Origin of the sequence: Bacillus sp. FSL K6-0255, from assembly GCF_045040725.1 — a bacterium.
Classification (GTDB): domain Bacteria; phylum Bacillota; class Bacilli; order Bacillales; family Bacillaceae; genus Bacillus; species Bacillus subtilis.
This window is the reverse complement of the sequence record NZ_CP150278.1, coordinates 3007444-3029370: the sequence shown is the minus strand read 5'-3', so window position 1 is coordinate 3029370 and position 21927 is coordinate 3007444. Positions and strand designations below refer to the sequence as shown.

26 protein-coding genes and 1 riboswitch are annotated in these 21927 nt (G+C 44.8%); of the genes, 17 read left to right on the top strand and 9 right to left on the bottom strand.

Features of this window, described 5'->3' with window-relative positions; translation table 11 throughout:
- Positions 1 to 17 precede the first annotated feature (17 nt).
- The 7 genes from menB to mntD all read left to right on the top strand — a co-directional run bounded on the left by menB (position 18) and on the right by mntD (position 7657).
- A complete protein-coding gene (gene menB / locus MHB62_RS15810) occupies positions 18 to 833 on the top strand; it encodes a 1,4-dihydroxy-2-naphthoyl-CoA synthase (protein WP_003229054.1) in 816 nt (271 codons plus the stop codon).
- Between the two features lie 90 nt (positions 834 to 923).
- Complete coding sequence (locus MHB62_RS15805) at positions 924 to 2384, top strand: o-succinylbenzoate--CoA ligase (protein ID WP_032722375.1); 1461 nt, start codon at positions 924 to 926, stop codon at positions 2382 to 2384.
- Positions 2381 to 3496: an o-succinylbenzoate synthase gene (menC, locus tag MHB62_RS15800; protein ID WP_032722374.1), complete on the top strand. Its 1116-nt coding sequence runs from the start codon at positions 2381 to 2383 to the stop codon at positions 3494 to 3496. The genes MHB62_RS15805 and menC overlap by 4 nt, the downstream gene beginning before the upstream one ends.
- A gap of 279 nt (positions 3497 to 3775) precedes the next feature.
- Positions 3776 to 4696 carry a manganese ABC transporter substrate-binding protein/adhesin MntA gene (gene mntA / locus MHB62_RS15795; protein WP_032722373.1) on the top strand — a complete coding sequence of 307 codons (921 nt, stop codon included), beginning with the start codon at positions 3776 to 3778 and terminating at the stop codon, positions 4694 to 4696.
- Positions 4697 to 4714: 18 nt separating this feature from the next.
- Complete coding sequence (mntB, locus tag MHB62_RS15790; protein ID WP_032722372.1) at positions 4715 to 5467, top strand: manganese ABC transporter ATP-binding protein MntB; 753 nt, start codon at positions 4715 to 4717, stop codon at positions 5465 to 5467.
- Positions 5468 to 5472: 5 nt separating this feature from the next.
- A complete protein-coding gene (gene mntC, locus MHB62_RS15785) occupies positions 5473 to 6780 on the top strand; it encodes a manganese ABC transporter permease MntC (RefSeq protein WP_032722371.1) in 1308 nt (435 codons plus the stop codon).
- On the top strand, positions 6770 to 7657 hold the full coding sequence (gene mntD, locus MHB62_RS15780; RefSeq protein ID WP_029727099.1) for a manganese ABC transporter permease MntD: 888 nt from the start codon (positions 6770 to 6772) through the stop codon (positions 7655 to 7657). Before mntC ends, mntD begins: the two co-directional genes overlap by 11 nt.
- Before the next feature lie 18 nt (positions 7658 to 7675).
- Here mntD and MHB62_RS15775 read toward each other — a convergent pair whose 3' ends face one another.
- The 3 genes from MHB62_RS15775 to MHB62_RS15765 are packed head-to-tail and all read right to left on the bottom strand — an operon-like array spanning position 7676 to position 10302.
- A complete protein-coding gene (locus MHB62_RS15775; protein WP_003229069.1) occupies positions 7676 to 7834 on the bottom strand; it encodes a DUF1540 domain-containing protein in 159 nt (52 codons plus the stop codon).
- 53 nt (positions 7835 to 7887) lie between these two features.
- Positions 7888 to 8928, bottom strand: coding sequence for a cytochrome d ubiquinol oxidase subunit II (locus MHB62_RS15770; protein ID WP_014480631.1), 1041 nt, complete (start codon positions 8926 to 8928; stop codon positions 7888 to 7890).
- Positions 8929 to 8970: 42 nt separating this feature from the next.
- Positions 8971 to 10302, bottom strand: a complete 1332-nt coding sequence (locus MHB62_RS15765) for a cytochrome ubiquinol oxidase subunit I (protein WP_029318296.1) — start codon at positions 10300 to 10302, stop codon at positions 8971 to 8973.
- Between the two features lie 205 nt (positions 10303 to 10507).
- Here MHB62_RS15765 and MHB62_RS15760 point away from each other — a divergent pair, with 205 nt between their 5' ends.
- Positions 10508 to 10756 (top strand): type B 50S ribosomal protein L31, encoded by a 249-nt coding sequence (locus tag MHB62_RS15760; RefSeq protein WP_003219346.1) that lies wholly within the window; start codon positions 10508 to 10510, stop codon positions 10754 to 10756.
- Between the two features lie 93 nt (positions 10757 to 10849).
- Positions 10850 to 11413 (top strand): carbonic anhydrase, encoded by a 564-nt coding sequence (locus MHB62_RS15755; RefSeq protein WP_003229074.1) that lies wholly within the window; start codon positions 10850 to 10852, stop codon positions 11411 to 11413.
- Here the strand turns inward: MHB62_RS15755 and yidD are convergent.
- A complete protein-coding gene (gene yidD, locus MHB62_RS15750; RefSeq protein ID WP_003229076.1) occupies positions 11410 to 11637 on the bottom strand; it encodes a membrane protein insertion efficiency factor YidD in 228 nt (75 codons plus the stop codon). The two genes, MHB62_RS15755 and yidD, sit on opposite strands and share 4 nt — an antisense overlap.
- Positions 11638 to 11765: 128 nt before the next feature.
- Here yidD and MHB62_RS15745 point away from each other — a divergent pair, with 128 nt between their 5' ends.
- Both MHB62_RS15745 and MHB62_RS15740 read left to right on the top strand, forming a co-directional pair.
- Positions 11766 to 12239 carry an S-ribosylhomocysteine lyase gene (locus MHB62_RS15745; protein WP_003219361.1) on the top strand — a complete coding sequence of 158 codons (474 nt, stop codon included), beginning with the start codon at positions 11766 to 11768 and terminating at the stop codon, positions 12237 to 12239.
- 119 nt (positions 12240 to 12358) lie between these two features.
- Positions 12359 to 12796 (top strand): FixH family protein, encoded by a 438-nt coding sequence (locus MHB62_RS15740; RefSeq protein WP_004398648.1) that lies wholly within the window; start codon positions 12359 to 12361, stop codon positions 12794 to 12796.
- On the opposite strand, the gene ytzI is transcribed toward MHB62_RS15740, so the two are convergent.
- Entirely contained in the window at positions 12790 to 12930 is a 141-nt protein-coding gene (gene ytzI / locus MHB62_RS15735; RefSeq protein WP_003229081.1) for a YtzI protein, read from the bottom strand. The genes MHB62_RS15740 and ytzI overlap by 7 nt on opposite strands.
- A gap of 128 nt (positions 12931 to 13058) precedes the next feature.
- On the opposite strand from ytzI, the gene MHB62_RS15730 reads away from it, so the two are divergent.
- The 3 genes from MHB62_RS15730 to ytkD all read left to right on the top strand — a co-directional run bounded on the left by MHB62_RS15730 (position 13059) and on the right by ytkD (position 14751).
- On the top strand, positions 13059 to 13496 hold the full coding sequence (locus MHB62_RS15730) for a Dps family protein (protein WP_003229083.1): 438 nt from the start codon (positions 13059 to 13061) through the stop codon (positions 13494 to 13496).
- A gap of 165 nt (positions 13497 to 13661) precedes the next feature.
- Positions 13662 to 14066 (top strand): holin family protein, encoded by a 405-nt coding sequence (locus MHB62_RS15725; protein ID WP_003229085.1) that lies wholly within the window; start codon positions 13662 to 13664, stop codon positions 14064 to 14066.
- A 208-nt stretch (positions 14067 to 14274) separates the two neighbouring features.
- Positions 14275 to 14751, top strand: coding sequence for an RNA deprotection pyrophosphohydrolase (gene ytkD / locus MHB62_RS15720; protein WP_003229087.1), 477 nt, complete (start codon positions 14275 to 14277; stop codon positions 14749 to 14751).
- 26 nt (positions 14752 to 14777) lie between these two features.
- Here ytkD and MHB62_RS15715 read toward each other — a convergent pair whose 3' ends face one another.
- From MHB62_RS15715 to MHB62_RS15705, 3 genes are read right to left on the bottom strand one after another with little or no spacing between them, the layout of a single operon-like run.
- Positions 14778 to 15590, bottom strand: coding sequence for an ABC transporter permease (locus MHB62_RS15715; RefSeq protein ID WP_003229090.1), 813 nt, complete (start codon positions 15588 to 15590; stop codon positions 14778 to 14780).
- A complete protein-coding gene (locus MHB62_RS15710) occupies positions 15565 to 16347 on the bottom strand; it encodes an ABC transporter ATP-binding protein (RefSeq protein WP_003229092.1) in 783 nt (260 codons plus the stop codon). Before MHB62_RS15710 ends, MHB62_RS15715 begins: the two co-directional genes overlap by 26 nt.
- 12 nt (positions 16348 to 16359) lie before the next feature.
- Positions 16360 to 17364 (bottom strand): ABC transporter substrate-binding protein, encoded by a 1005-nt coding sequence (locus MHB62_RS15705; RefSeq protein ID WP_032722370.1) that lies wholly within the window; start codon positions 17362 to 17364, stop codon positions 16360 to 16362.
- A gap of 151 nt (positions 17365 to 17515) precedes the next feature.
- On the opposite strand from MHB62_RS15705, the gene MHB62_RS15700 reads away from it, so the two are divergent.
- Both MHB62_RS15700 and MHB62_RS15695 read left to right on the top strand, forming a co-directional pair.
- Complete coding sequence (locus MHB62_RS15700) at positions 17516 to 18295, top strand: S9 family peptidase (protein ID WP_032722369.1); 780 nt, start codon at positions 17516 to 17518, stop codon at positions 18293 to 18295.
- A gap of 45 nt (positions 18296 to 18340) precedes the next feature.
- Positions 18341 to 18583 carry a DUF2584 domain-containing protein gene (locus MHB62_RS15695; protein ID WP_004398611.1) on the top strand — a complete coding sequence of 81 codons (243 nt, stop codon included), beginning with the start codon at positions 18341 to 18343 and terminating at the stop codon, positions 18581 to 18583.
- A 38-nt stretch (positions 18584 to 18621) separates the two neighbouring features.
- Here the strand turns inward: MHB62_RS15695 and pckA are convergent, their stop codons facing one another.
- Positions 18622 to 20205, bottom strand: a complete 1584-nt coding sequence (pckA, locus tag MHB62_RS15690) for a phosphoenolpyruvate carboxykinase (ATP) (RefSeq protein WP_014480627.1) — start codon at positions 20203 to 20205, stop codon at positions 18622 to 18624.
- A gap of 196 nt (positions 20206 to 20401) precedes the next feature.
- A riboswitch (SAM riboswitch) is annotated at positions 20402 to 20540 on the top strand.
- Between the two features lie 167 nt (positions 20541 to 20707).
- Between pckA and metK the strand changes: the two genes are divergently transcribed.
- Positions 20708 to 21910, top strand: a complete 1203-nt coding sequence (gene metK, locus MHB62_RS15685; RefSeq protein ID WP_003229102.1) for a methionine adenosyltransferase — start codon at positions 20708 to 20710, stop codon at positions 21908 to 21910.
- Positions 21911 to 21927: the final 17 nt, after the last annotated feature.

Below are 21927 nucleotides of genomic sequence, written 5' to 3'. Positions count from 1 at the left end.
TAAAAGGAGGTCATCATATGGCTGAATGGAAAACAAAACGGACATACGATGAGATATTGTATGAAACGTATAATGGCATTGCAAAAATAACAATCAACCGACCTGAGGTACATAATGCGTTTACCCCTAAAACGGTTGCTGAAATGATTGATGCGTTTGCTGACGCAAGAGACGACCAAAACGTTGGGGTTATCGTGCTTGCCGGTGCAGGGGACAAGGCATTTTGTTCTGGCGGAGACCAAAAAGTGCGCGGCCACGGTGGATATGTAGGAGACGACCAGATCCCGCGTCTTAACGTATTGGATCTTCAGCGTTTAATCCGCGTCATCCCGAAACCGGTTGTTGCGATGGTGTCCGGATATGCGATCGGCGGAGGCCATGTGCTTCACATCGTATGTGACTTGACAATTGCTGCGGACAACGCAATTTTTGGACAAACAGGCCCTAAAGTGGGAAGCTTCGATGCAGGTTACGGTTCTGGATACCTGGCTCGAATTGTAGGACATAAAAAAGCACGTGAAATCTGGTACCTATGCCGTCAGTACAACGCACAGGAAGCACTGGACATGGGTCTTGTCAACACAGTCGTTCCTTTGGAACAGCTTGAAGAAGAAACGATTAAATGGTGTGAAGAAATGCTTGAAAAAAGCCCGACCGCACTGCGCTTTCTTAAAGCTGCGTTTAACGCGGACACAGACGGACTTGCTGGAATTCAGCAGTTTGCAGGGGATGCTACCCTTCTTTACTACACAACAGATGAAGCAAAAGAAGGCCGTGATTCCTTTAAGGAAAAACGCAAACCTGATTTCGGACAGTTCCCTCGTTTCCCGTGATCAGCAATACTTAGTAAACCAACAGCTTGAGACTTTGCGGTCCAAGCTGTTTTCTTTTCAATACAGACATTTTACCTCGGAGATGATGACATGCTGACAGAACAGCCCAACTGGCTCATGCAGCGGGCACAGCTGACACCTGAGAGAATCGCTCTCATTTATAGAGACCAAACCGTGACATTTGCAGAATTATTTGCCGCATCTAAGCGAATGGCTGAACAGCTTGCCGCTCATTCGGTTCGGAAAGGGGATACTGCGGCTATTTTGCTCCAAAACTGTGCGGAAATGGTATACGCCGTTCACGCTTGTTTTTTGCTTGGTGTTAAGGCGGTGCTTTTGAATACGAAGCTGTCAACACATGAAAGGCTGTTTCAGCTGGAGGATTCGGGATCCGGCTTTTTATTGACAGATTCAAGCTTTGAGAAGAAAGAATATGAACACATCGTTCAAACGATTGATGTGGATGAACTGATGAAAGAAGCAGCAGAGGAAATTGAGATCGAGGCTTATATGCAAATGGATGCAACGGCAACGCTGATGTATACGTCGGGTACGACAGGAAAGCCCAAGGGAGTTCAGCAAACGTTCGGAAACCACTATTTCAGTGCGGTGTCGTCCGCGCTTAATTTGGGTATAACAGAACAAGACCGCTGGCTTATCGCATTGCCGCTCTTTCATATCAGCGGCTTGTCCGCATTATTCAAATCTGTGATCTATGGAATGACTGTCGTGCTTCACCAGCGTTTTTCCGTAAGTGATGTGCTGGATTCTATCAATAGGCATGAAGTGACAATGATATCTGCGGTGCAGACTATGCTGGCCAGTCTTTTGGAAGAAACAAGCCGCTGCCCTGAATCCATCAGATGCATTCTTCTCGGCGGCGGCCCTGCACCTCTGCCATTGCTTGAGGAATGCCGTGAGAAAGGATTCCCTGTCTTTCAGTCATATGGAATGACAGAAACATGCTCACAAATTGTTACCCTGTCGCCGGAATTCAGTATGGAAAAGCTCGGATCTGCGGGGAAACCGCTGTTTTCATGTGAAATCAAAATAGAGCGGGACGGACAGGCATGTGAACCGTTTGTACACGGTGAAATCATGGTCAAAGGCCCGAATGTTATGAAAAGCTATTTTAACCGAGAGAGCGCAAATGAAGCCTCCTTTCAAAATGGCTGGCTGAAAACAGGTGATCTTGGTTATTTGGACAGCGAAGGCTTTTTATATGTATTAGACAGACGTTCAGATCTGATCATATCCGGCGGAGAAAACATTTATCCGGCCGAAGTGGAGTCAGTGCTGCTTTCACACCCCGCTGTGGCCGAAGCCGGGGTTTCAGGGGCTGAGGACAAAAAATGGGGGAAAGTGCCTCACGCCTATCTTGTCCTTCACAAGCCTGTGAGCGCAGGAGAATTGACTGACTACTGCAAAGAACGCTTGGCGAAGTATAAAATTCCGGCAAAATTCTTTGTGCTTGACCGCCTGCCGCGCAATGCGTCTAATAAGCTCTTGCGAAATCAGCTGAAGGATGCGCGTAAAGGAGAACTGCTATGATCGAAATAGAAAAAATCACGCTTTACCATTTGAGCATGAACTTAAAGAAACCGTTTAAAAACAGTATCGAAACGCTTCAAGAGCGTAAATTTCTGATCGTGGAAGCCATTGATACATCAGGTGTCACAGGCTGGGGAGAAGTTTCCGCTTTCTCTTCGCCTTGGTACACCGAGGAAACCATTGGAACATGTTTGCATATGCTAAAAGATTTTTTTATCCCAAATGTCGTCGGCCGTGAATTCAATCACCCTTCAGAAGTGCCGGACAGCCTGGCGCGTTATAAAGGAAATCGGATGGCAAAAGCGGGACTTGAATCGGCTGTATGGGACATCTATGCCAAAAAGAAGGGCGTATCCCTTGCTGAGGCATTGGGCGGAACAAGAGATAAAGTCCCTGCCGGCGTGGTAGTCGGACTGGCGCCTCTTGACGATATGCTGAAGGAAATTGAGAGCTATCAAAAAGAAGGTTATCAAAGAATAAAAATTAAAATTCAGCCTGGGCAGGATGTGGAATTGGTCAAGGCCATCCGCAGCCGATTCCCAAACATCCCGCTTATGGCCGATGCCAATTCCTCTTACGAACTGAAGGATATCAGCCGTTTAAAGGAGCTTGATGACTATCATTTAATGATGATTGAGCAACCCCTTCAATCCGACGATATCGTTGACCACCGCCACCTGCAGAAACATTTGAAAACGGCCATTTGCCTTGACGAGAGCATTTGTTCAGTTGATGATGCGAGACGGGCGATTGAGCTAGGAAGCTGCAAAATTATTAATATAAAACCTTCTCGTGTCGGCGGCTTAACAGAAGCCTTAAAAATTCATGATTTATGCCAAGAGCATCATATGGAGGTTTGGTGCGGCGGAATGCTGGAAACAGGCATATCAAGAGCGCAGAACGTGGCGCTTGCTTCACTGCCTCAATTCACAATACCTGGCGATATATCTTCATCCTCACGCTATTGGGATGAAGATATTGTAACTCCTGATATTCGTATTGATAATGGATTTATTTCTGTGTCAAAACAGCCTGGTTTAGGGGTTGAGGTAAACCAAGACATTATGCGAAAATATGTGACCAAAATGGATGTTTTCACACAGCATGGTTAAGAAAAAAGCATTTTGCTATTTTGAATAAATGACACTGTGCTGTTACAGTAAAAGTGTTCGTTGAATACATCCCTTCTCGTTTGGACCGGCTGCTGACCCAGCCGGTTTTTTTATGTAAATTAGCTTGACAAAAATGGCCAAACGCGATAATTTTGCACAAGGGAAACTTTTTGTCCTGTGTAAATAAAACATGCTTTTGGCTAATTTAATGTCACATGTCTAAGAACTGACAACATAAGATAAAACAATCGGACATTGATGGTAAAGAGGAGGAGAAATATGAGACGAGGGCTGATGGCAGCAGTACTTTTTGCGACCTTTGCTTTAACGGGATGCGGAACGGATTCAGCCGGAAAAAGCGCTGATCAGCAATTACAAGTGACAGCGACAACATCTCAAATTGCCGATGCAGCAGAAATCATCGGAGGTAAGCATGTAAAAGTCACCTCTTTAATGGGACCAGGGGTTGATCCGCACCTTTACAAAGCTTCCCAAGGTGACACGAAAAAATTAATGTCTGCCGATGTTGTTCTGTACAGCGGGTTGCATTTGGAAGGGAAAATGGAGGATGTGCTCCAAAAAATCGGTGAACAAAAACAATCGGCGGCAGTAGCTGAGGCCATTCCGAAAAATAAGCTTATTCCCGCGGGGGAAGGCAAGACGTTTGATCCCCACGTCTGGTTCAGCATTCCGTTATGGATCTATGCGGTGGATGAAATTGAAGCGCAATTCAGCAAAGCAATGCCTCAGCACGCAGATGCCTTTCGGAAAAATGCCAAAGAGTACAAAGAAGATTTGCAATATTTAGATAAGTGGTCGCGTCAGGAGATCGCACATATTCCGGAGAAAAGCCGTGTGCTTGTGACTGCTCATGATGCGTTTGCGTACTTTGGGAATGAGTATGGATTTAAGGTAAAAGGCCTGCAGGGACTCAGCACAGATTCGGACTATGGATTAAGGGATGTTCAGGAGCTGGTTGATCTTCTGACAGAAAAACAAATAAAAGCTGTGTTCGTAGAAAGCAGTGTATCTGAAAAATCAATCAATGCAGTGGTGGAAGGCGCTAAAGAAAAAGGCCATACAGTCACAATCGGCGGTCAGCTTTATTCGGATGCCATGGGTGAAAAGGGCACAAAAGAAGGCACATACGAAGGAATGTTCCGCCACAATATCAACACGATTACTAAAGCGCTTAAATAAAGAAAAGAGGTGGAGGATATGTTCCCTGTTGAGCTTGATAATGTGACGGTTGCTTATCATAAAAAGCCTGTACTGCAGGATATTTCGCTGCAGGTGCCTGAAGGAAAACTTATTGGCATTATTGGCCCAAACGGCGCGGGAAAATCAACCTTGATCAAAACGATTCTCGGTCTTGTGCCCCGAGCTTCCGGAGACATCTCTATTTACGGCAAAGACTATAAGGATCAGCGGACCAGAATCGGATATGTTCCGCAGCGCGGCTCGGTTGACTGGGATTTCCCCACAAGCGCGCTCGATGTCGTCCTAATGGGAAGATACGGGAGAATCGGTTTATTAAAGAGGCCAAAGAAAGCGGATGTGGAGATGGCGAAGGCCGCATTAACAAAAGTCGGGATGCATGATTATGCGAAAAGGCAAATCAGCCAGCTGTCAGGCGGACAGCAGCAGCGGGTGTTTCTTGCCCGGGCACTCTGCCAGAACGCTGACATTTATTTTATGGATGAACCGTTTGCAGGTGTTGATGCAGCGACGGAGCGCGCGATTATGACGCTGTTGGCAGAACTCAAAGAAAAAGGAAAAACCGTGCTTGTCGTCCATCATGATCTGCAGACCGCCGAGGATTATTTCGATTGGATCTTACTGCTTCATTTAAGGAAAATCGCTTTCGGACCGACGGAAAACGTTTTTACGATCGAAAACCTGCAAAAAACATATGGAGGAAGGCTTACGTTTTTAAAAGATAAAGTGCTGGCAGAAGGACATAAGGAGTGAGCGCAATGTTTGAAAGTTTGTGGCTGCAGCTCCAGCATCCGAATACACAGTGGGTGCTGGCCGGTACGCTTTTGCTCGGGACGGCAAGCGGTGTTTTGGGCAGCTTTGTGCTGCTGAGAAAGCAAAGTTTAATCGGCGATGCGATGGCCCATTCAGCTCTGCCGGGAGTGTGTCTCGCTTTTCTGTTCACCGGGCAAAAATCACTGCCTTTCTTTTTGCTGGGGGCAGCGCTCGCCGGACTGCTCGGAACGTTTTGTATTCAGCTGATTCCTCGGCTTTCAAAAACAAAGGAGGACTCGGCGATCGGGATTGTTCTTTCTGTGTTTTTTGGCGTCGGGATCATTCTGCTGACATATATTCAGCAACAGGGGGCGGGAAGCCAAAGCGGGCTTGATTCTTTTTTATTCGGCCAGGCTGCTTCATTGGTCAGGCAGGATATCATCCTTATTGCAGGGATATCCGCTGTTCTACTGCTCCTATGTATTGTTTTCTTTAAGGAATTTACATTGATTACTTTTGATCTCGCGTTTGCAAAGGGATTAGGAATCCCGGTGCGTTTTTTAAACGGGCTTTTGGCTTGTCTGATTGTCTGTGCTGTCGTCATTGGGCTTCAGACTGTTGGTGTGATATTAATGGCGGCTATGCTGATTACACCTGCCATAACCGCGAGATATTGGACCGAACGGTTAACCGGGATGATCGTCATTGCCGGGATTACAGGCGGGGTCAGCGGCGCGGCCGGAACCCTGCTTAGCACCACGATGAAGGGAATGGCGACAGGGCCATTAATGATCTTATCTGCAACGCTGCTCTTTCTTGTTTCAATGATTTGCGCGCCTAAGCGGGGATTGGCTGCTAAAGCCATAAGGCTGATGAGGCTGCGGCGCAGAACAAGCAGGGAGCAAGTGCTTTTGGCGATTTATGAACAGTATGAAAAGAATAATCTTTGTGTAACTGTTGAAAGTGTAAGAAAGAAAAGACGCCTATCCCCTTCATTATGCCTTAAGGCATTAAATGACTTGGAACAAGAGAGGTGCATTGAGCGTATCGAAAATGGGATTTGGCAAATCACAAGCAAAGGGATAGAAAAAGGCTATCACACAGCTTTGAAGCAGCGGATGTATGAAGTGTATCTCATGCATGAAATGGAACTTACCAATATAGAATCCGATCAGGACTACTTTGACCCGGACCGTTTACCGAGAGAAACGAGAGAGCGGCTTTATTCACTCTTAAAGCTGTATGGACGGATGCCTGAGCTTCGAAAAGCGTCTCATGATGCCGAGAAGGGACAGATCGCAAATGAGTTTTGAAGCATGGATTATAGCTACCGGTGTATTAGTCGGTGTAAGCTGCGGATTGATAGGCACATTTCTTGTGCTGAGAAGCATGGCGATGCTGGCCGACGCAATCAGTCATACAGTGTTGCTTGGCATTGTCGGCGCTTTTCTAGTGACGGGAAGTCTCGATGGGATTTATATGTTTATTGGCGCAGCCGCAACCGGTCTGTTAACGGCTTTCTTGGTTCAGCTTCTTCATAGCAAGGGGGTTCAATCAGATGCTGCCATAGGAGTTGTGTTTACATCCTTATTTGCAATCGGGGTTATTTTGCTTTCTGTGTATGGAGCGAATGTCCATCTCGATATTGAGCACTCGTTAATGGGAGAAATCGCTTTTGTGCCGTGGAATACGATGACGGTATTCGGGGTTGATATTGGGCCGAAAGCGTTTTGGATGCTGGCATCTGTTCTGGTTTTAAACGTAGTGTTGATCAGTGTGTGCTATAAGGAGTTTAAAATCGCTTCGTTTGATCCTCAAATGGCTTTAGCCTTGGGAATACCGGTTTTGCTCATTCATTACGTGCAAATGGGCATGCTGTCCCTGACGACTGTTGCTTCCTTTGATTCGGTGGGTGCTGTATTGGTTGTGGCCATGCTGATTGTTCCGCCTGCTGCGGCACATTTGCTGACAGACCGGCTTCTTTATATGCTGATTCTCAGCGCGTTGATTGGTGGGCTGTCGGCGGTCATGGGCTATTTCTTCGCAACGTGGCTTAATGTTTCGATTTCAGGAGCGATGGCGGCCATGACAGGTGTATGTTATGCAAGCGCCTTTTTGTTTTCACCTGCAAACGGGGTCATAACTAAAAAGCTGAGAACACTCAACATGCAAAAAGAAAGAGCTGGCTGACGCAGCTCTTTCTTTTAATTACAAATCATGCGGCTTAAACGTTTTGCAGTCTGTTTCCCGGCTGTTTTCAGCCGTTTCACCAGTATGGCTGACAACATAAATGGCATCAGCGGTGCATTTGTTACCTTTGCCCCAATAAGAACAGTTGTTGACCTCACATAGAATTTTCTGCTCCATGCCATCCCCTCCTTATAAAGGTTCTGGATTAGTATAGCCGGCTGGCTTGCCCTCTATTCCTCCTGGCGGATATAGCGTTTATCTCGCATAAACATTTTCCAGAAGAAAAAGAAGCCCGGAAATAGAATGATAAATGCAACGATATACGTTGCAAACAGCGCTCTGAACGTTGCTGGCTCTGTGAAGCCTGACATGACTGTCACATCGGGATAAATCATATACGGAAGATGCGCCCGCCCGTACGCGTAGCTTGCGAGAAAATACTGTATCCCAATCGCGACAAGTGCAAGCCGCGGTTTTCCGATGTTTTGCCCAAAGCTCTTATTAGGCAGAAAAAGGGCGATTCCAGCAATGACAAATGTAATGAACGATGCAATAATCCAAGTAAAATCATTCATCATTCCGCTGTACAGCCAGTTTGCTTCATTCCGCATTGTCACCATAATGCATACTGCAAACAACAGTGAAATCGGGCCGGTAATCAGGGCGCTTTTTCTGTAGGCTCGGTACGCATCCTGTTCCTCTGCCACATTTGAAACATCTGCAAGCAGCAGCGAGGACAAAAATAAGGTGCTTAAAATCGCAAACCCGATAAATGAATAGGCGTTGGGGCTTGAAAAGATTTTAGACATATTTAAGTTATAGATTCCATCCGTTTTTTCTATAAACCCTCCGTGTGTCACAGGAAGCACCAAAATTAAAATAGCAGGAATGATAAAGCCGGAGATGCCGGAAATATATCTTAGCGTTTTCCGCTCCTTTGCTGTGTTTGAAAAAACGAGAAATCCGCTTCGAATTGCTAAAAGCAGCAAAATCATGCTTCCGGGAATTAATAAAACGGTGCCGAGCACAAATGTCGCGCCGGGGAAAAAACTGAAAAGCGCCACGACGATGGCCACAATAAAGACATTTGTGACCTCCCAAGTCGGGGACAAAAAGCGATTCGCAATATCGGTGGCCTTCATATGCTCCTTGTTTAAATAGATCATAGACCAAAATCCCGCTCCAAAATCCATTGTCGCCATGACGGCGTAAATAAACACAAAGCCCCAGATAATTGAGATGGCGATCAGAGCGTCAGTTGAAATCTCCATTTGTCGATCTTCCTTCCATTTGGTTTCCTGTTTGCGGAGCCATTACGACTCCGCTGTATTTAAATCTTCGTCAACCGGGTGCTTGCGGAAATAATACAGCAGCACGTAGACGACAGCTGCGCCTAACACGGCATAAACAAATGTGAAAAATAAGAACAGCACCCCGATCGAGCCAGTCGTAGTTACGACATCTGACGTTTTCAGCAGATGATAGATGACCCAAGGCTGTCTCCCCGTACATGCGAAAATCCAGCCGAATTCAATGCCGATGAGACTAAAAGGGCCTGCTGTCATGAAAATGATCAAAAGCCACGTTGGGAAACGGTCTTTCTTGAGCACCTTTCTCCAGACCACACCGATGATGGAATAAAGAATTAGCAGCATGCCTACACCCACCATCGCATTAAACAGCGTGTGAATGAAAAGCGGCGGCCATTCATCTCTAGGAAATGCATTCAATCCCTTTACAACAGTGTCAAAACGGTTCGCTGCCAAAAAGCTTAAAGCCCATGGAATCTCGATAGCCCATTTTACTTTTTCTTCATTCGGGTCGGTAAAACCGCCGATAGCGAGCGGGGCGTGGGATCTTGTTTCAAATAGGCCTTCCGCACCGGCTAATTTTTCGGGCTGGTATTCGTACAGCATCTGTGCAGATTCGTGTCCGTTCAAAGCGGTCAGCAATGAAAAAATACCGCCGATCGTCAGTGCGAGCAAAAGGGCTTTCCGGTGAAAGCGATAGACCTTTTCCTTTTTCCTCGTTCGGATCATTTTATACGCCGCAACAGAAGCCACGATAAACGCACCGGTCATAAACGCGGACAGCACGACATGGCCGGCAGTGATAAAAAAGCTAGGATTAAAAAACGCAGCCCACGGGTCAACATCTGTAATTTTTCCGTTTAAAATTTTAAAACCGGCGGGCGTACCTTCAAAAGCGTGAACATTCGTGATCAGAACAGCGGATGCTGCTGCCCCGACTAACACAAAGAAAACAGCAACAATCCTCATTGCAGGTGACAAACGGTCTGCAGCGTATACATAAATCGACATGAATAGGGCTTCAACAAAAAAAGCATAGATTTCAATTTGAAACGGCAGGGACATCACCCGGCCGATGACTTCCATAAATCCCGGCCATAAAAGCGCGAGCTGAGTGCCCGCGATCGTTCCGGTCGGTATGGCGACCCCCAGCAAAACGGCTTGTGCTTTCGTCCATCTTTTCGCCATGATCGCATAATGGTCATCTTTCGTTTTTTGATAGATCAATTCCGCCACTAAAATCATGAGCGGCAGACCGACTCCAAGTGTTGCGAAAATGATATGAAAGCCCATCGTCGTGCCAAAAAGGCTTCTGGCCAAAACTAAATCATCCACAATCGTAAACCACCTTTCCAAAAAGACGTTCTGTATGTATTTTGGGTTTATTATTTGCTTCCTCGGTTAGATTATTCTTCCTATTCTTAAATGCCATGAGGTTTACGATGTGAAAACAGAGGGAAGGATATAAGAAGATTGACAAAATGTTTGTAAGGTTATAAAATAAAACGTAATTATTACGATATATTGAAAGGAGATTCACATGAAAGAAGGAATTCATCCGAAGAACCACAAAGTGATATTTCAGGATGTCAACAGCGGCTACCGTTTTCTCAGCACCTCTACGAAAACATCTAATGAAACAGCAGAGTGGGAAGACGGAAACACATATCCTGTCATTAAAGTAGAGGTAAGCTCTGACACGCATCCGTTTTATACAGGCCGCCAGAAATTCAATGAAAAAGGCGGACGAGTTGAGCAGTTCAAAAAACGCTATAACATGGGGAAATAAGGCAGGCCTGAGGGTTTGTCTTTTTTTATTATGACGAATAAACAAGGGTTGTGATATATTGAAGAGTAAAAAGAATAGAAAGGGACAACGAACATGAGTCTTCTAAATGATATTCTCGAATTTAACAAGACATTTACTGAACAAAGAGAGTATGAAAAGTATCAAACATCAAAATTTCCAGATAAAAAAATGGCGATTCTTTCTTGCATGGATACTCGTCTGGTTGAACTGCTGCCGCATGCGATGAATTTGCGAAACGGTGATGTGAAAATCATTAAAAGTGCCGGTGCGCTTGTGACACACCCATTCGGAAGCATCATGAGAAGTATACTCGTCGCAGTGTACGAGCTGAATGCAGATGAGGTGTGTGTGATCGGGCATCACGATTGCGGCATGAGCAAAATCAGCAGCAAAAGCATGCTTGAAAAAATCAAAGCAAGAGGGATTCCGGAAGAACGCATCGAAACAATAAAGTACTCCGGTGTAGACTTTGATCAATGGTTTAAAAGCTTTGATTCAGTGGAAGCGAGTGTGAAAGACAGCGTAGATGTTATTAAACATCACCCGCTGTTCCCTGAAAACGTTCCGGTCCATGGCTTAGTCATTGATCCTAAAACCGGAAAACTGGATCTTATCGTAAACGGTTATAACAATTAATGTTTTTGTTTCTTTTCAGGAACGGGATCGACTCCTCCCGGATGGAACGGGTGGCATTTCAAAATCCGTTTGATTGTCAGCCATCCGCCTTTTAAAGCGCCATGTGTTTTAATCGCTTCGATTCCATATTGGGAACAGGTCGGATAAAAGCGGCACGTTGGCGGTGTCAGGGGCGAGATGAATTTTTGATATCCTCTGATCAGAGCGATGAATAGGGTTTTCATGTTTCTTCAGCAACCTTTCTGATGCAAGTATAAGAAAAAAAACACAGATTGAAAAGTTAATCAATAATTCTTATCGGAAAAGTATGTTATAATGAAATTACATTTTTAAAAAAGGGGAGAGTGCCATTATGCCTTCAGTAGAAAGTTTTGAGCTTGATCATAATGCGGTTGTTGCTCCATATGTAAGACATTGCGGCGTGCATAAAGTGGGAACAGACGGCGTTGTAAATAAATTTGACATTCGTTTTTGCCAGCCAAATAAACAGGCGATGAAGCCTGACACCATTCACACACTCGAGCATTTGCTCGCGTTTACGATTCGTTCTCACGCTGAGAAATACGATCATTTTGATATCATTGATATTTCTCCAATGGGCTGCCAGACAGGCTATTATCTAGTTGTGAGCGGAGAGCCGACATCAGCGGAAATCGTTGATCTGCTTGAAGACACAATGAAGGAAGCGGTAGAGATTACAGAAATACCTGCTGCGAATGAAAAGCAGTGCGGCCAAGCGAAGCTTCATGATCTGGAAGGCGCTAAACGTTTAATGCGTTTCTGGCTTTCACAGGATAAAGAAGAATTGCTAAAAGTATTTGGCTAAAATAGAAAGGACCTTTTTGCGCTTAAGCAAAAAGGTCTTTTTTGTGACGTCTCATATTTTGTGTACCATTTGCTGTAAGCGTTTGCTACTATTTAGGTAAACGATGAAAGGGTGATGGCATGAAAAAGATGTTGGTTGTTCTGCTTTTTTCTGCTTTATTGCTTAATGGATGCGGATCTGGTGAAAGTAAAGCAAATACAGCTGAGACGCCCGAGGTTTTGGATGTCAAGCTGACCGGGCCTGAAAAAGTAAATCCCGGAGAAAGCGCTGCTTATGAAGCAGCTGTATCATATGGTGATGAAGCTGTGACGGATGCCGATGAAGTAGAGTTTGAAGTATGGAAAGAAGGGGAAAAAGACGCAAGCCAAATGTTTAAGGTGAAACAAGAAAAAGGCGTATACCGATTGGAAACGACGTTTAAGGAAGATGGTGTATACACTGTCCAATCTCATGTCACAGCAAAAAAACAGCATAGCATGCCGACCTTAAAAGTCCAAGTCGGAGACGCCGATGCTGCCAGCAATCAGTCAGAAGAGGAGCATTCACATCATCATTGATTGTGTGAATCAGAGTGATTTTCTTGTGGTGGATCAATGGTATGCTTTACATTATAGGCTTTTACAGTCGTCCAAATGGTTACAAGCAAAACAGCCAGCACAATCAAAATACTTATCGTAATGAGAAGCGTCATGACATTCCACCTCCCGTTTTTTAACAATTGTAGCATAATAGAAGAAATCGTGACAGATAAGGGTAAAAAAGAGGTTTTAGCGTACGATATTAAGGGTATACATAGTCATATAACAAGGAGGAGATACCATGTCAGAACAATTGATTCAAGCAGTGAACAAACAAGTAGCCAACTGGACGGTCATGTATGTGAAACTACATAATTATCACTGGTATGTGAAAGGGAAAGATTTCTTCACTCTTCATGAAAAGTTTGAGGAGCTGTACAACGAAACAGCAACTTATATTGATGACTTAGCAGAACGTCTTTTGGCGCTGAACGGAAAACCGATTGCAACAATGAAGGAATCCTTAGAAACGGCTTCTGTCAAAGAAGCTGCTGGAAATGAAACAGCTGAACAAATGGTTCAAAGCGTATATGATGATTTCACAGTCATCGCGGAAGAGCTGAAAAACGGCATGGATTTAGCTGATGAAGTCGGTGACGAAACAACAGGGGACATGCTTCTTGCGATCCATCAAAATATTGAAAAACATAACTGGATGCTAAAAGCTTACCTAGGTTAAGTTCAAAAATAGAACGGCCGGATGTCTTAAAAAAGACGTCCGGCTTTTCTTTTTGTATCTGAAAAATAGGCGACAACCAGTCCATTTTTCTGAAAAATCCAATCCGTTCGGCTTGTTTACCATAGAATATCGTAAGGCCGTTTCTGTGAAAGGATGTTGGGATAAATGGATAGAGACTTTGGCATCTTTTCGTTTTTAGCAGTCAGCGTTTCAGCAGCGGGTTTTTTCTTTGGAGGTTTTCAGTATTCATTTCTGATTTTGCTCTCTCTTATGGCAATTGAATTTATCAGTACGACTTTGAAGGAAACCATTATTCACAAACTGTCATTTAAAAAGGTATTTGCCCGGCTTGTCAAAAAATTAGTCACGCTGGCTCTGATCTCTGTATGCCACTTTTTTGATCAGCTGCTGAATACACAGGGATCAATTCGTGACTTGGCTATTATGTTTTATATTCTTTATGAATCTGTGCAAATTGTTGTGACAGCCAGCTCTCTTGGCATACCGGTTCCTCAGATGCTTGTCGATCTTTTAGAAACGTTAAAAAATAAATTTAAGCGCAAACCGTAACTTTTCCCTGTTCGCGGGTCATAATAAAGCCCAGAGCGTCGGTCGCACTTTCCGGCAAAAGTATCGCAAAAAAACTGTACGAGCTAGTCTGCATGCAGAACCTGACGGCGTGCTGGGTTTCCCTTATTTTTTGATAAAAGGCTTCCGAAGAAACGTAACTGTGGTATGATGTATGGAAGATAGCTAGGAACGGATTTGAGGGATAAACATGTACGAGTTTAAAGATTATTATCAGAATACTGTTCAGCTTTCCTTTGACGATCAGCCTTTCTCGGACAGCCCGAAGCATGTCTGGGTGATTTGCCGTTTTGGCGGCAAATGGCTTTTAACAGAACATGAGGACAGAGGCTATGAGTTTCCAGGCGGGAAAGTAGAGCCGATGGAGTGCGCAGAAGAGGCTGCGCTCCGGGAAGTAAAGGAAGAGACGGGCGCGAGAGTCAAAAGCCTCAAGTATCTCGGACAGTATAAAGTTCTCGGAAAAGAAAAAGTGATTGTAAAAAATATATATTTTGCAGATATAGAAAAGCTTGAAAAGCAGGCTGATTACTTTGAAACGAAAGGCCCGGTTTTGTTTCACGAGCTGCCGGAGAACCTTTCCCGCAATAAAAAATTCAGCTTTATTATGAAGGATTCCGTTCTTCCGATCAGCTTGAAAAAACTGAAAGAATCTGGATGGATTGAATAAAAAACCCGGCACATGTGCCGGGTTTTTTATGTCCTCCCCTTCGTCCATTTCTTTTCCAGCAGCTCGACGCCCTGATACATCAGAGTGGCGAAGATGGCGATGATCAGCAGGCTTAAGAAGACGAGTGTAAAATTGAAGACTTGGAATCCGTAAATAATCATATATCCTAATCCGACCTTCGAAACGAGGAATTCCCCTACAATAACGCCAACCCATGATAAACCGACGTTCACTTTTAGTGTTGAAATAATCGCGGGGGAGGATGCAGGCAGTATGACTTCTTTAAAAATAACCCACTTTTTTGCGCCGAATGTTTTCATGACTTTCGTATAGTTTTCGTCGACCTCTTGGAAGGCGGTGTAGACAACGATGGTTGTGATAATGACGCTGATGATGGCTCCCATCGCAATGATGCTGATAAAACTGGGACCGAGCGCGACAATCAGGATCGGGCCCAGGGCCACTTTCGGCATTGCGTTCAAAATCACAAGATACGGATCTAAAATTCTGGCAAGTCGGTTAGACCACCATAACAAAGCGGCTAGGCACGTGCCCATAAACGTCCCGAGCAAAAAGCCAAGCACCGTTTCAAATAAAGTGACGCCGATGTGTGACAGTAAAGAACCGTCACCAAGTTTCTCCAGCAATAATCGCCACACAGCTGATGGAGAGCTGAAGATCAGCGGATCGATCCAGCCCTGCCTGCTGGAGATTTCCCAGCCCGAGAAAAAGAGAATAAATATGGCAAGCTGAAAGGAATGGACCTTCCACTTTTCCTTTTTCTGTTTGAATTGATACTGCTCGTGAAGCAGATCAATGGTTTCTTTGCTGTTTCTCAAGAGAATTCAGCTCCTTCCATATCGTTTGAAACAGTGTCTGGAAGGAAGGTTCCTGACGGGCGTCAAAAGGCAACATCGCGGCCAATTCCTTAGGAATGGTAAAAATCTGATGGATGGTGCCCGGCTGATTTGAAAATAAAAAGATCGTATCGCTCATCGCTATCGCTTCCCCTATATCATGAGTGACAAGCACTGCTGTTTTTTGATATTCCTTTAATGTGCGGAATACCAGGTTTTCCAAAGACAGCTTTGTCTGAAAATCAAGCGCGGAAAATGGCTCATCCAGCAAAAGCAGACTAGGGTTAGGCGCAAGTGTTCTTGCAAGCGCAGCCCGCTGGCGCATCCCGCCTGACAGTTCTTTCGGATATTTTTTCTCCACATCTATGAGGCCGAACTCCGGCAATAGACCGAGTGCAGCGGCTTTGCTTTCTTCTGTCAGCGTGTCGGCGATTTTTAAACCGAGAAGCACATTTTCCTCGATAGATTTCCAGGGAAATAAGTAATCCTGCTGAAGCATATAGCCAATATTATGTTCTTTTTGATTCGGCTCACGGCCTTCAATCAGAACTCTGCCTTCTGATGGCTCAATCAAACCGGCAATAATGGAAAGCAATGTTGTTTTTCCGCAGCCGCTTGGGCCGAGAAATGAGATGAAATCGCCTTTTTCGGCATCGAAATGAATATCCCGCACAGCCGTTGTTTTTTCTTTAATAGAAAAATAAGTATGGGTTACATGGTCGACATGTAAGAAAGACATAGATGGCGCCTCCTATTTCTCCGAGGTGACTTTTTCAGCAATTTCTTTATTTACAAGCTGATTGTATGGAATGTGCTTCGGCAGTTCTCCCGATTTATCCATAATGGTTTGGAGAAGCTCCCATTCTTTTTCGTTAAGCAGAGGGTCTGGTGAATATGAATGCTGTTTTTTATAGCGTTCAATGGATGTTTCGATGACGTCTGGGTCGGTATCATCAAATTCATCTTTAATGGCATCTGTGATGTCCTTCGCAGAATGGTTTTCAACCCACTGCTGCGCCTTATAAATGGCTTTTGTAAACTTGACGGCTGTGTCTTCATTTTTCTTCAAATAGCTTTGTTTCGCCATAAAAGTCGTATAAGGAACCTCTCCTGATTCTTCTCCGAATGAAGCCACGATATGGCCGATGCCTTTTTTCTCAAAGAGAGAAGCCTGCGGTTCAAAGAGCTGTACATACTCACCGGTTCCAGAAGCAAACGCATTGGCAATATTGGCGAAGTCTATGTTCTGGATGAGGTCTATATCCTTATGCGGGTCAATCTTATGTTTGTTCAGTACATACTCGCCGACCATTTGCGGCATGCCGCCTTTTCGCTGACCGAGAAACGTTTTTCCTTTCAGCTGATCCCAGTCGAAGTGTTCAACATCTTCTCTCGCGACAAGAAACGTTCCGTCTGTCTGAGTCAGCTGGGCGAAATTAATGACGGGATCTTTAGCCCCTTGCGCTTCGACATAAATAGATGTTTCTGACCCGACAAGCGCGATGTCGGAGCCGTTGGAAAGAAGCGATGTCATCGTTTTATCTCCGCCCCAGGTCGTATTCACATCGACATCAAGCCCTTCTTCCTTAAAAAAACCTTTAGACTCAGCAACATATAAAGGTGCGTAAAAAATTGAATGGGTCACTTCAGCTACTTTGACTTTGGTGAGCGTTTCTTCCTGCTTGCAAGCCGCCAGGGCGATCATCAGAAAGATACTGCCGACACAGGCGAAGCCCAGCCTTAACCATCTGTTCACATAGACAACCTCCTTATTTCGCATCAAGTTAATATCCTTTTTTGCTTTACATATCGTATGATGGGTATAAAAATGTGTGAATGCCTAACCAGGTTCTCCGGATGTAATTTTGGAGTAAGGAAAGCATATAGAAAAAAAGGAGGCGGCTGTTTTGATTATAGAGAAAAGAAGATTTCCGTCGCCAAGCCAGCATGTGCGTTTGTATACGATCTGCTATCTGTCAAATGGATTACGGGTTAAGGGGCTTCTGGCTGAGCCGGCGGAACCGGGACAATATGACGGATTTTTATATTTGCGCGGCGGGATTAAAAGCGTGGGCATGGTTCGGCCGGGCCGGATTATCCAGTTTGCATCCCAAGGGTTTGTGGTGTTTGCTCCTTTTTACAGAGGAAATCAAGGAGGAGAAGGCAATGAGGATTTTGCAGGAGAAGACAGGGAGGATGCATTTTCTGCTTTTCGCCTGCTTCAGCAGCACCCAAATGTCAAGAAGGATAGAATCCACATCTTCGGTTTTTCCCGCGGCGGAATTATGGGAATGCTCACTGCGATCGAAATGGGCGGGCAGGCAGCTTCATTTGTTTCCTGGGGAGGCGTCAGTGATATGATTCTTACATACGAGGAGCGGCAGGATTTGCGGCGAATGATGAAAAGAGTCATCGGCGGAACACCGAAAAAGGTGCCTGAGGAATATCAATGGAGGACACCGTTTGACCAAGTAAACAAAATTCAGGCTCCCGTGCTGTTAATCCATGGAGAAAAAGACCAAAATGTTTCGATTCAGCATTCCTATTTATTTGAAGAGAAGCTAAAACAACTGCATAAGCCGGTGGAGACATGGTACTACAGTACATTCACACATTATTTCCCGCCAAAAGAAAACCGGCGTATCGTGCGGCAGCTCACACAATGGATGAAAAACCGCTGTCAGTGAAATATGTTATGATAAAGAAAAAAGAGAACGAAAGGGGATTTCACTTTGGGAATGCCTGTTGAATTTAATACACTGATTGTGACAAAAGGAAAAGAAGTCCGCATAGATGAGAATATATTCACGTTAGAGAAGGACGGATACCGAGTATATCCGATGGAGATTCCAATGGATGTACGCAAAACAAAGTTTGGCGAAAAGTCAGGCACAGCTGAAGTGCAGAAGCTTCAATGGGAAGAAGGCCGGACCATCATTACATATAAGCTGACTTCTTTGCATTCCGTCAATTAAAACAAGCCAAGAGCATAATTGCTCTTGGCTTTTGTTTTTTATACGAGAGGGCCGCCTGCCTGGGCGATGGCATCGGTATGTGCGAACTTTTTAAAGTTCTCTTTGAATTCATTTGCAAGGTAGACTGCTTTTTCTTTGTATTCTTCCTTGTTGGTCCACGTGTTTTCAGGCTGAAGGATATGATCAGGAACGCCAGGAACATGGGCCGGAATGTGCAGGCCGAAAATATCGTCAGTTATCATTTCTGCATCCTCTAATTTTCCTTCAATCGCTGCTTTGACCATTGCTCTAGTGTAAGAAAGCTTCATTCGTTCGCCTGTGCCGTAGCCGCCCCCGGTCCAGCCGGTATTGACTAAGAAAACGTCTGCGCCGTGTTCATCGATCTTTTTGCCGAGCATTTCAGCATAGACGTGAGCAGGAAGCGGCAGGAACGGTGAGCCGAAGCATGTAGAAAACGTCGTTTCAGGAGACGTGACACCACGTTCGGTTCCGGCAAGCTTACTCGTGTAACCGCTCAAGAAATGGTACATCGCCTGCTCCTTCGTTAGTTTGCTGATCGGCGGCAGGACTCCGAAGGCATCAGCCGTCAAAAATACAATTGCTGACGGATGGCCGGCCATGCTTGGAGTCACGATGTTGTCAATCATATGAATCGGGTAAGCTGCCCGCGTGTTTTCAGTATAGAAGGAATCATCATAATTGGCTTCGCGTGTATCTTCATCCACAACGACATTTTCGAGAACAGACCCGAAGCGGATCGCGTTAAAGATTTGCGGCTCCTTTTCCTCGCTTAAATGAATGCACTTAGCGTAGCACCCGCCTTCAATATTAAAGACGCCTGTATCAGACCAGCCATGTTCATCGTCACCGATCAGCTTGCGGTCAGCATCTGCCGACAGGGTGGTCTTGCCTGTTCCTGACAGTCCGAAGAAAAGGGCAACATCGCCTTTTTCACCGACATTGGCGGAGCAGTGCATAGATAAAATATCTCTTTCAGGCAGCAGGAAATTCATAATGGAGAAAATGGACTTCTTCATTTCACCGGCATACTCAGTTCCGCCGATTAAAATTGTCCGCTTTTCGAAAGAGACAATAATAAACGTTTCGGAATGAGTGCCGTCTGTTTTTGGATCCGCTTTGAAATGCGGAGCAGAAAGAATGGTGAACGGCTGCTCAACTGTTTTCTTATCATTTCCTTCCGGACGGATAAACAGCTGCCGCGCAAATAAATTGTGCCATGCGAACTCATTTACGACAGTGATTGGCAGCCTGTATTTCTCGTCTGCTCCGGCAAATCCTTCGAAAACAAACAGTTCATCTCGCTCCTTTAAATAGCTGACAACTTTCGTGTACAGCCGCTCAAACGCTTCTTCTGAAATCGGCTGATTCACCGGGCCCCAATCGATCTTATTTTTCGTGCTTTCTTCCTCCACGATGAATTTATCTTTAGGTGAGCGTCCTGTGTAAGCGCCTGTTGTCGCGCGAACAGCACCTGTGGATGTTAAAATGCCTTCGTTTCGGGAGAGGACTTTTTCTGTTAGCTGTGCTGCAGATAAATTATGACGCACATTTGGACATGTTAATAAGGCTTGTAAATCAGCGGTCAAATCAACTGAGTTCATATGAAACCTTCCTTTATCGTTTTTTGTGTTTTGCTAATTGTGAATTAGTATAACATATATTTTCAAATAGTCTATACTATTTATTATTTTTTGTGTGTGCATTTCCATTGTTTTCCCTCAATATAGGTGCCTATTTCTTCTGAATCATATTGACATTGCAAACCCTTTTACGATAAGATATTTCATTGAGCGGATACTCTTATCCCGAGCTGGCGGAGGGACAGGCCCTATGAAGCCCAGCAACCGGTTTCTCTGTTATTTATTATGTTCAACTGAGTGAGACAACCAAGGTGCTAACCTGTTGCAAGGTTGTATGATTCCTTGAGCGATAAGAGTGAAAGGCACAAAGACCAAACCCTTTCCTCGATGGAAAAGGTTTTTTTATTTCATAAATATGCCAATTAACATTCTCTAATATAACTGTACATTGTATAAGAGGGAGCGAGTTCCGTATCATATATACAAGGTCTTTCGGGAGGCCTTGTGCAGGAGGAAGCAAATCATGAGTAAAAATCGTCGTTTATTTACATCAGAATCTGTTACGGAGGGGCATCCGGATAAAATCTGTGACCAGATTTCTGACAGCATTTTAGATGAAATTTTAAAGAAAGACCCTAACGCGCGTGTTGCTTGTGAAACATCTGTGACAACAGGTTTGGTTCTTGTAAGCGGAGAGATCACAACTTCTACGTATGTTGACATTCCGAAAACGGTTCGCCAAACCATTAAAGAAATCGGATACACACGTGCAAAATACGGATTTGATGCGGAAACTTGTGCGGTTTTAACATCAATTGATGAGCAGTCTGCTGATATCGCGATGGGCGTAGACCAAGCGCTTGAAGCCCGTGAAGGCACAATGAGCGACGAAGAAATTGAAGCGATTGGTGCGGGTGACCAAGGATTAATGTTCGGTTATGCGTGCAACGAAACGAAAGAGCTTATGCCTCTTCCAATTTCACTTGCCCATAAATTAGCCCGCCGCCTAAGTGAAGTCCGTAAAGAAGATATTCTTCCGTACCTTCGCCCTGACGGCAAAACACAGGTGACGGTTGAGTACGATGAAAATAACAAACCAGTCCGCATTGACGCGATTGTTATTTCAACTCAGCATCACCCTGAAATTACACTTGAGCAAATTCAGCGCAACATTAAAGAACATGTAATCAATCCGGTTGTTCCTGAAGAGCTGATTGATGAAGAAACAAAATATTTCATCAACCCTACAGGACGTTTCGTAATCGGAGGCCCTCAAGGGGATGCGGGACTTACAGGACGCAAAATCATCGTTGATACGTACGGCGGCTATGCACGCCACGGCGGAGGCGCGTTCTCAGGTAAGGACGCGACGAAGGTAGACCGTTCTGCAGCTTATGCGGCAAGATACGTTGCGAAAAACATCGTTGCGGCTGAGCTTGCTGATTCTTGCGAAGTACAGCTTGCTTACGCGATCGGTGTTGCACAGCCTGTGTCAATCTCAATCAACACATTCGGTTCAGGAAAAGCTTCTGAGGAAAAACTGATTGAAGTTGTTCGCAATAACTTTGATTTACGACCTGCCGGCATTATCAAAATGCTTGATTTGCGCCGTCCGATCTATAAACAAACTGCTGCGTACGGCCACTTTGGACGTCACGATGTTGACCTTCCATGGGAGCGCACAGACAAAGCGGAGCAGCTGCGTAAAGAAGCGTTAGGAGAATAATTTTATAGCCGCTTACT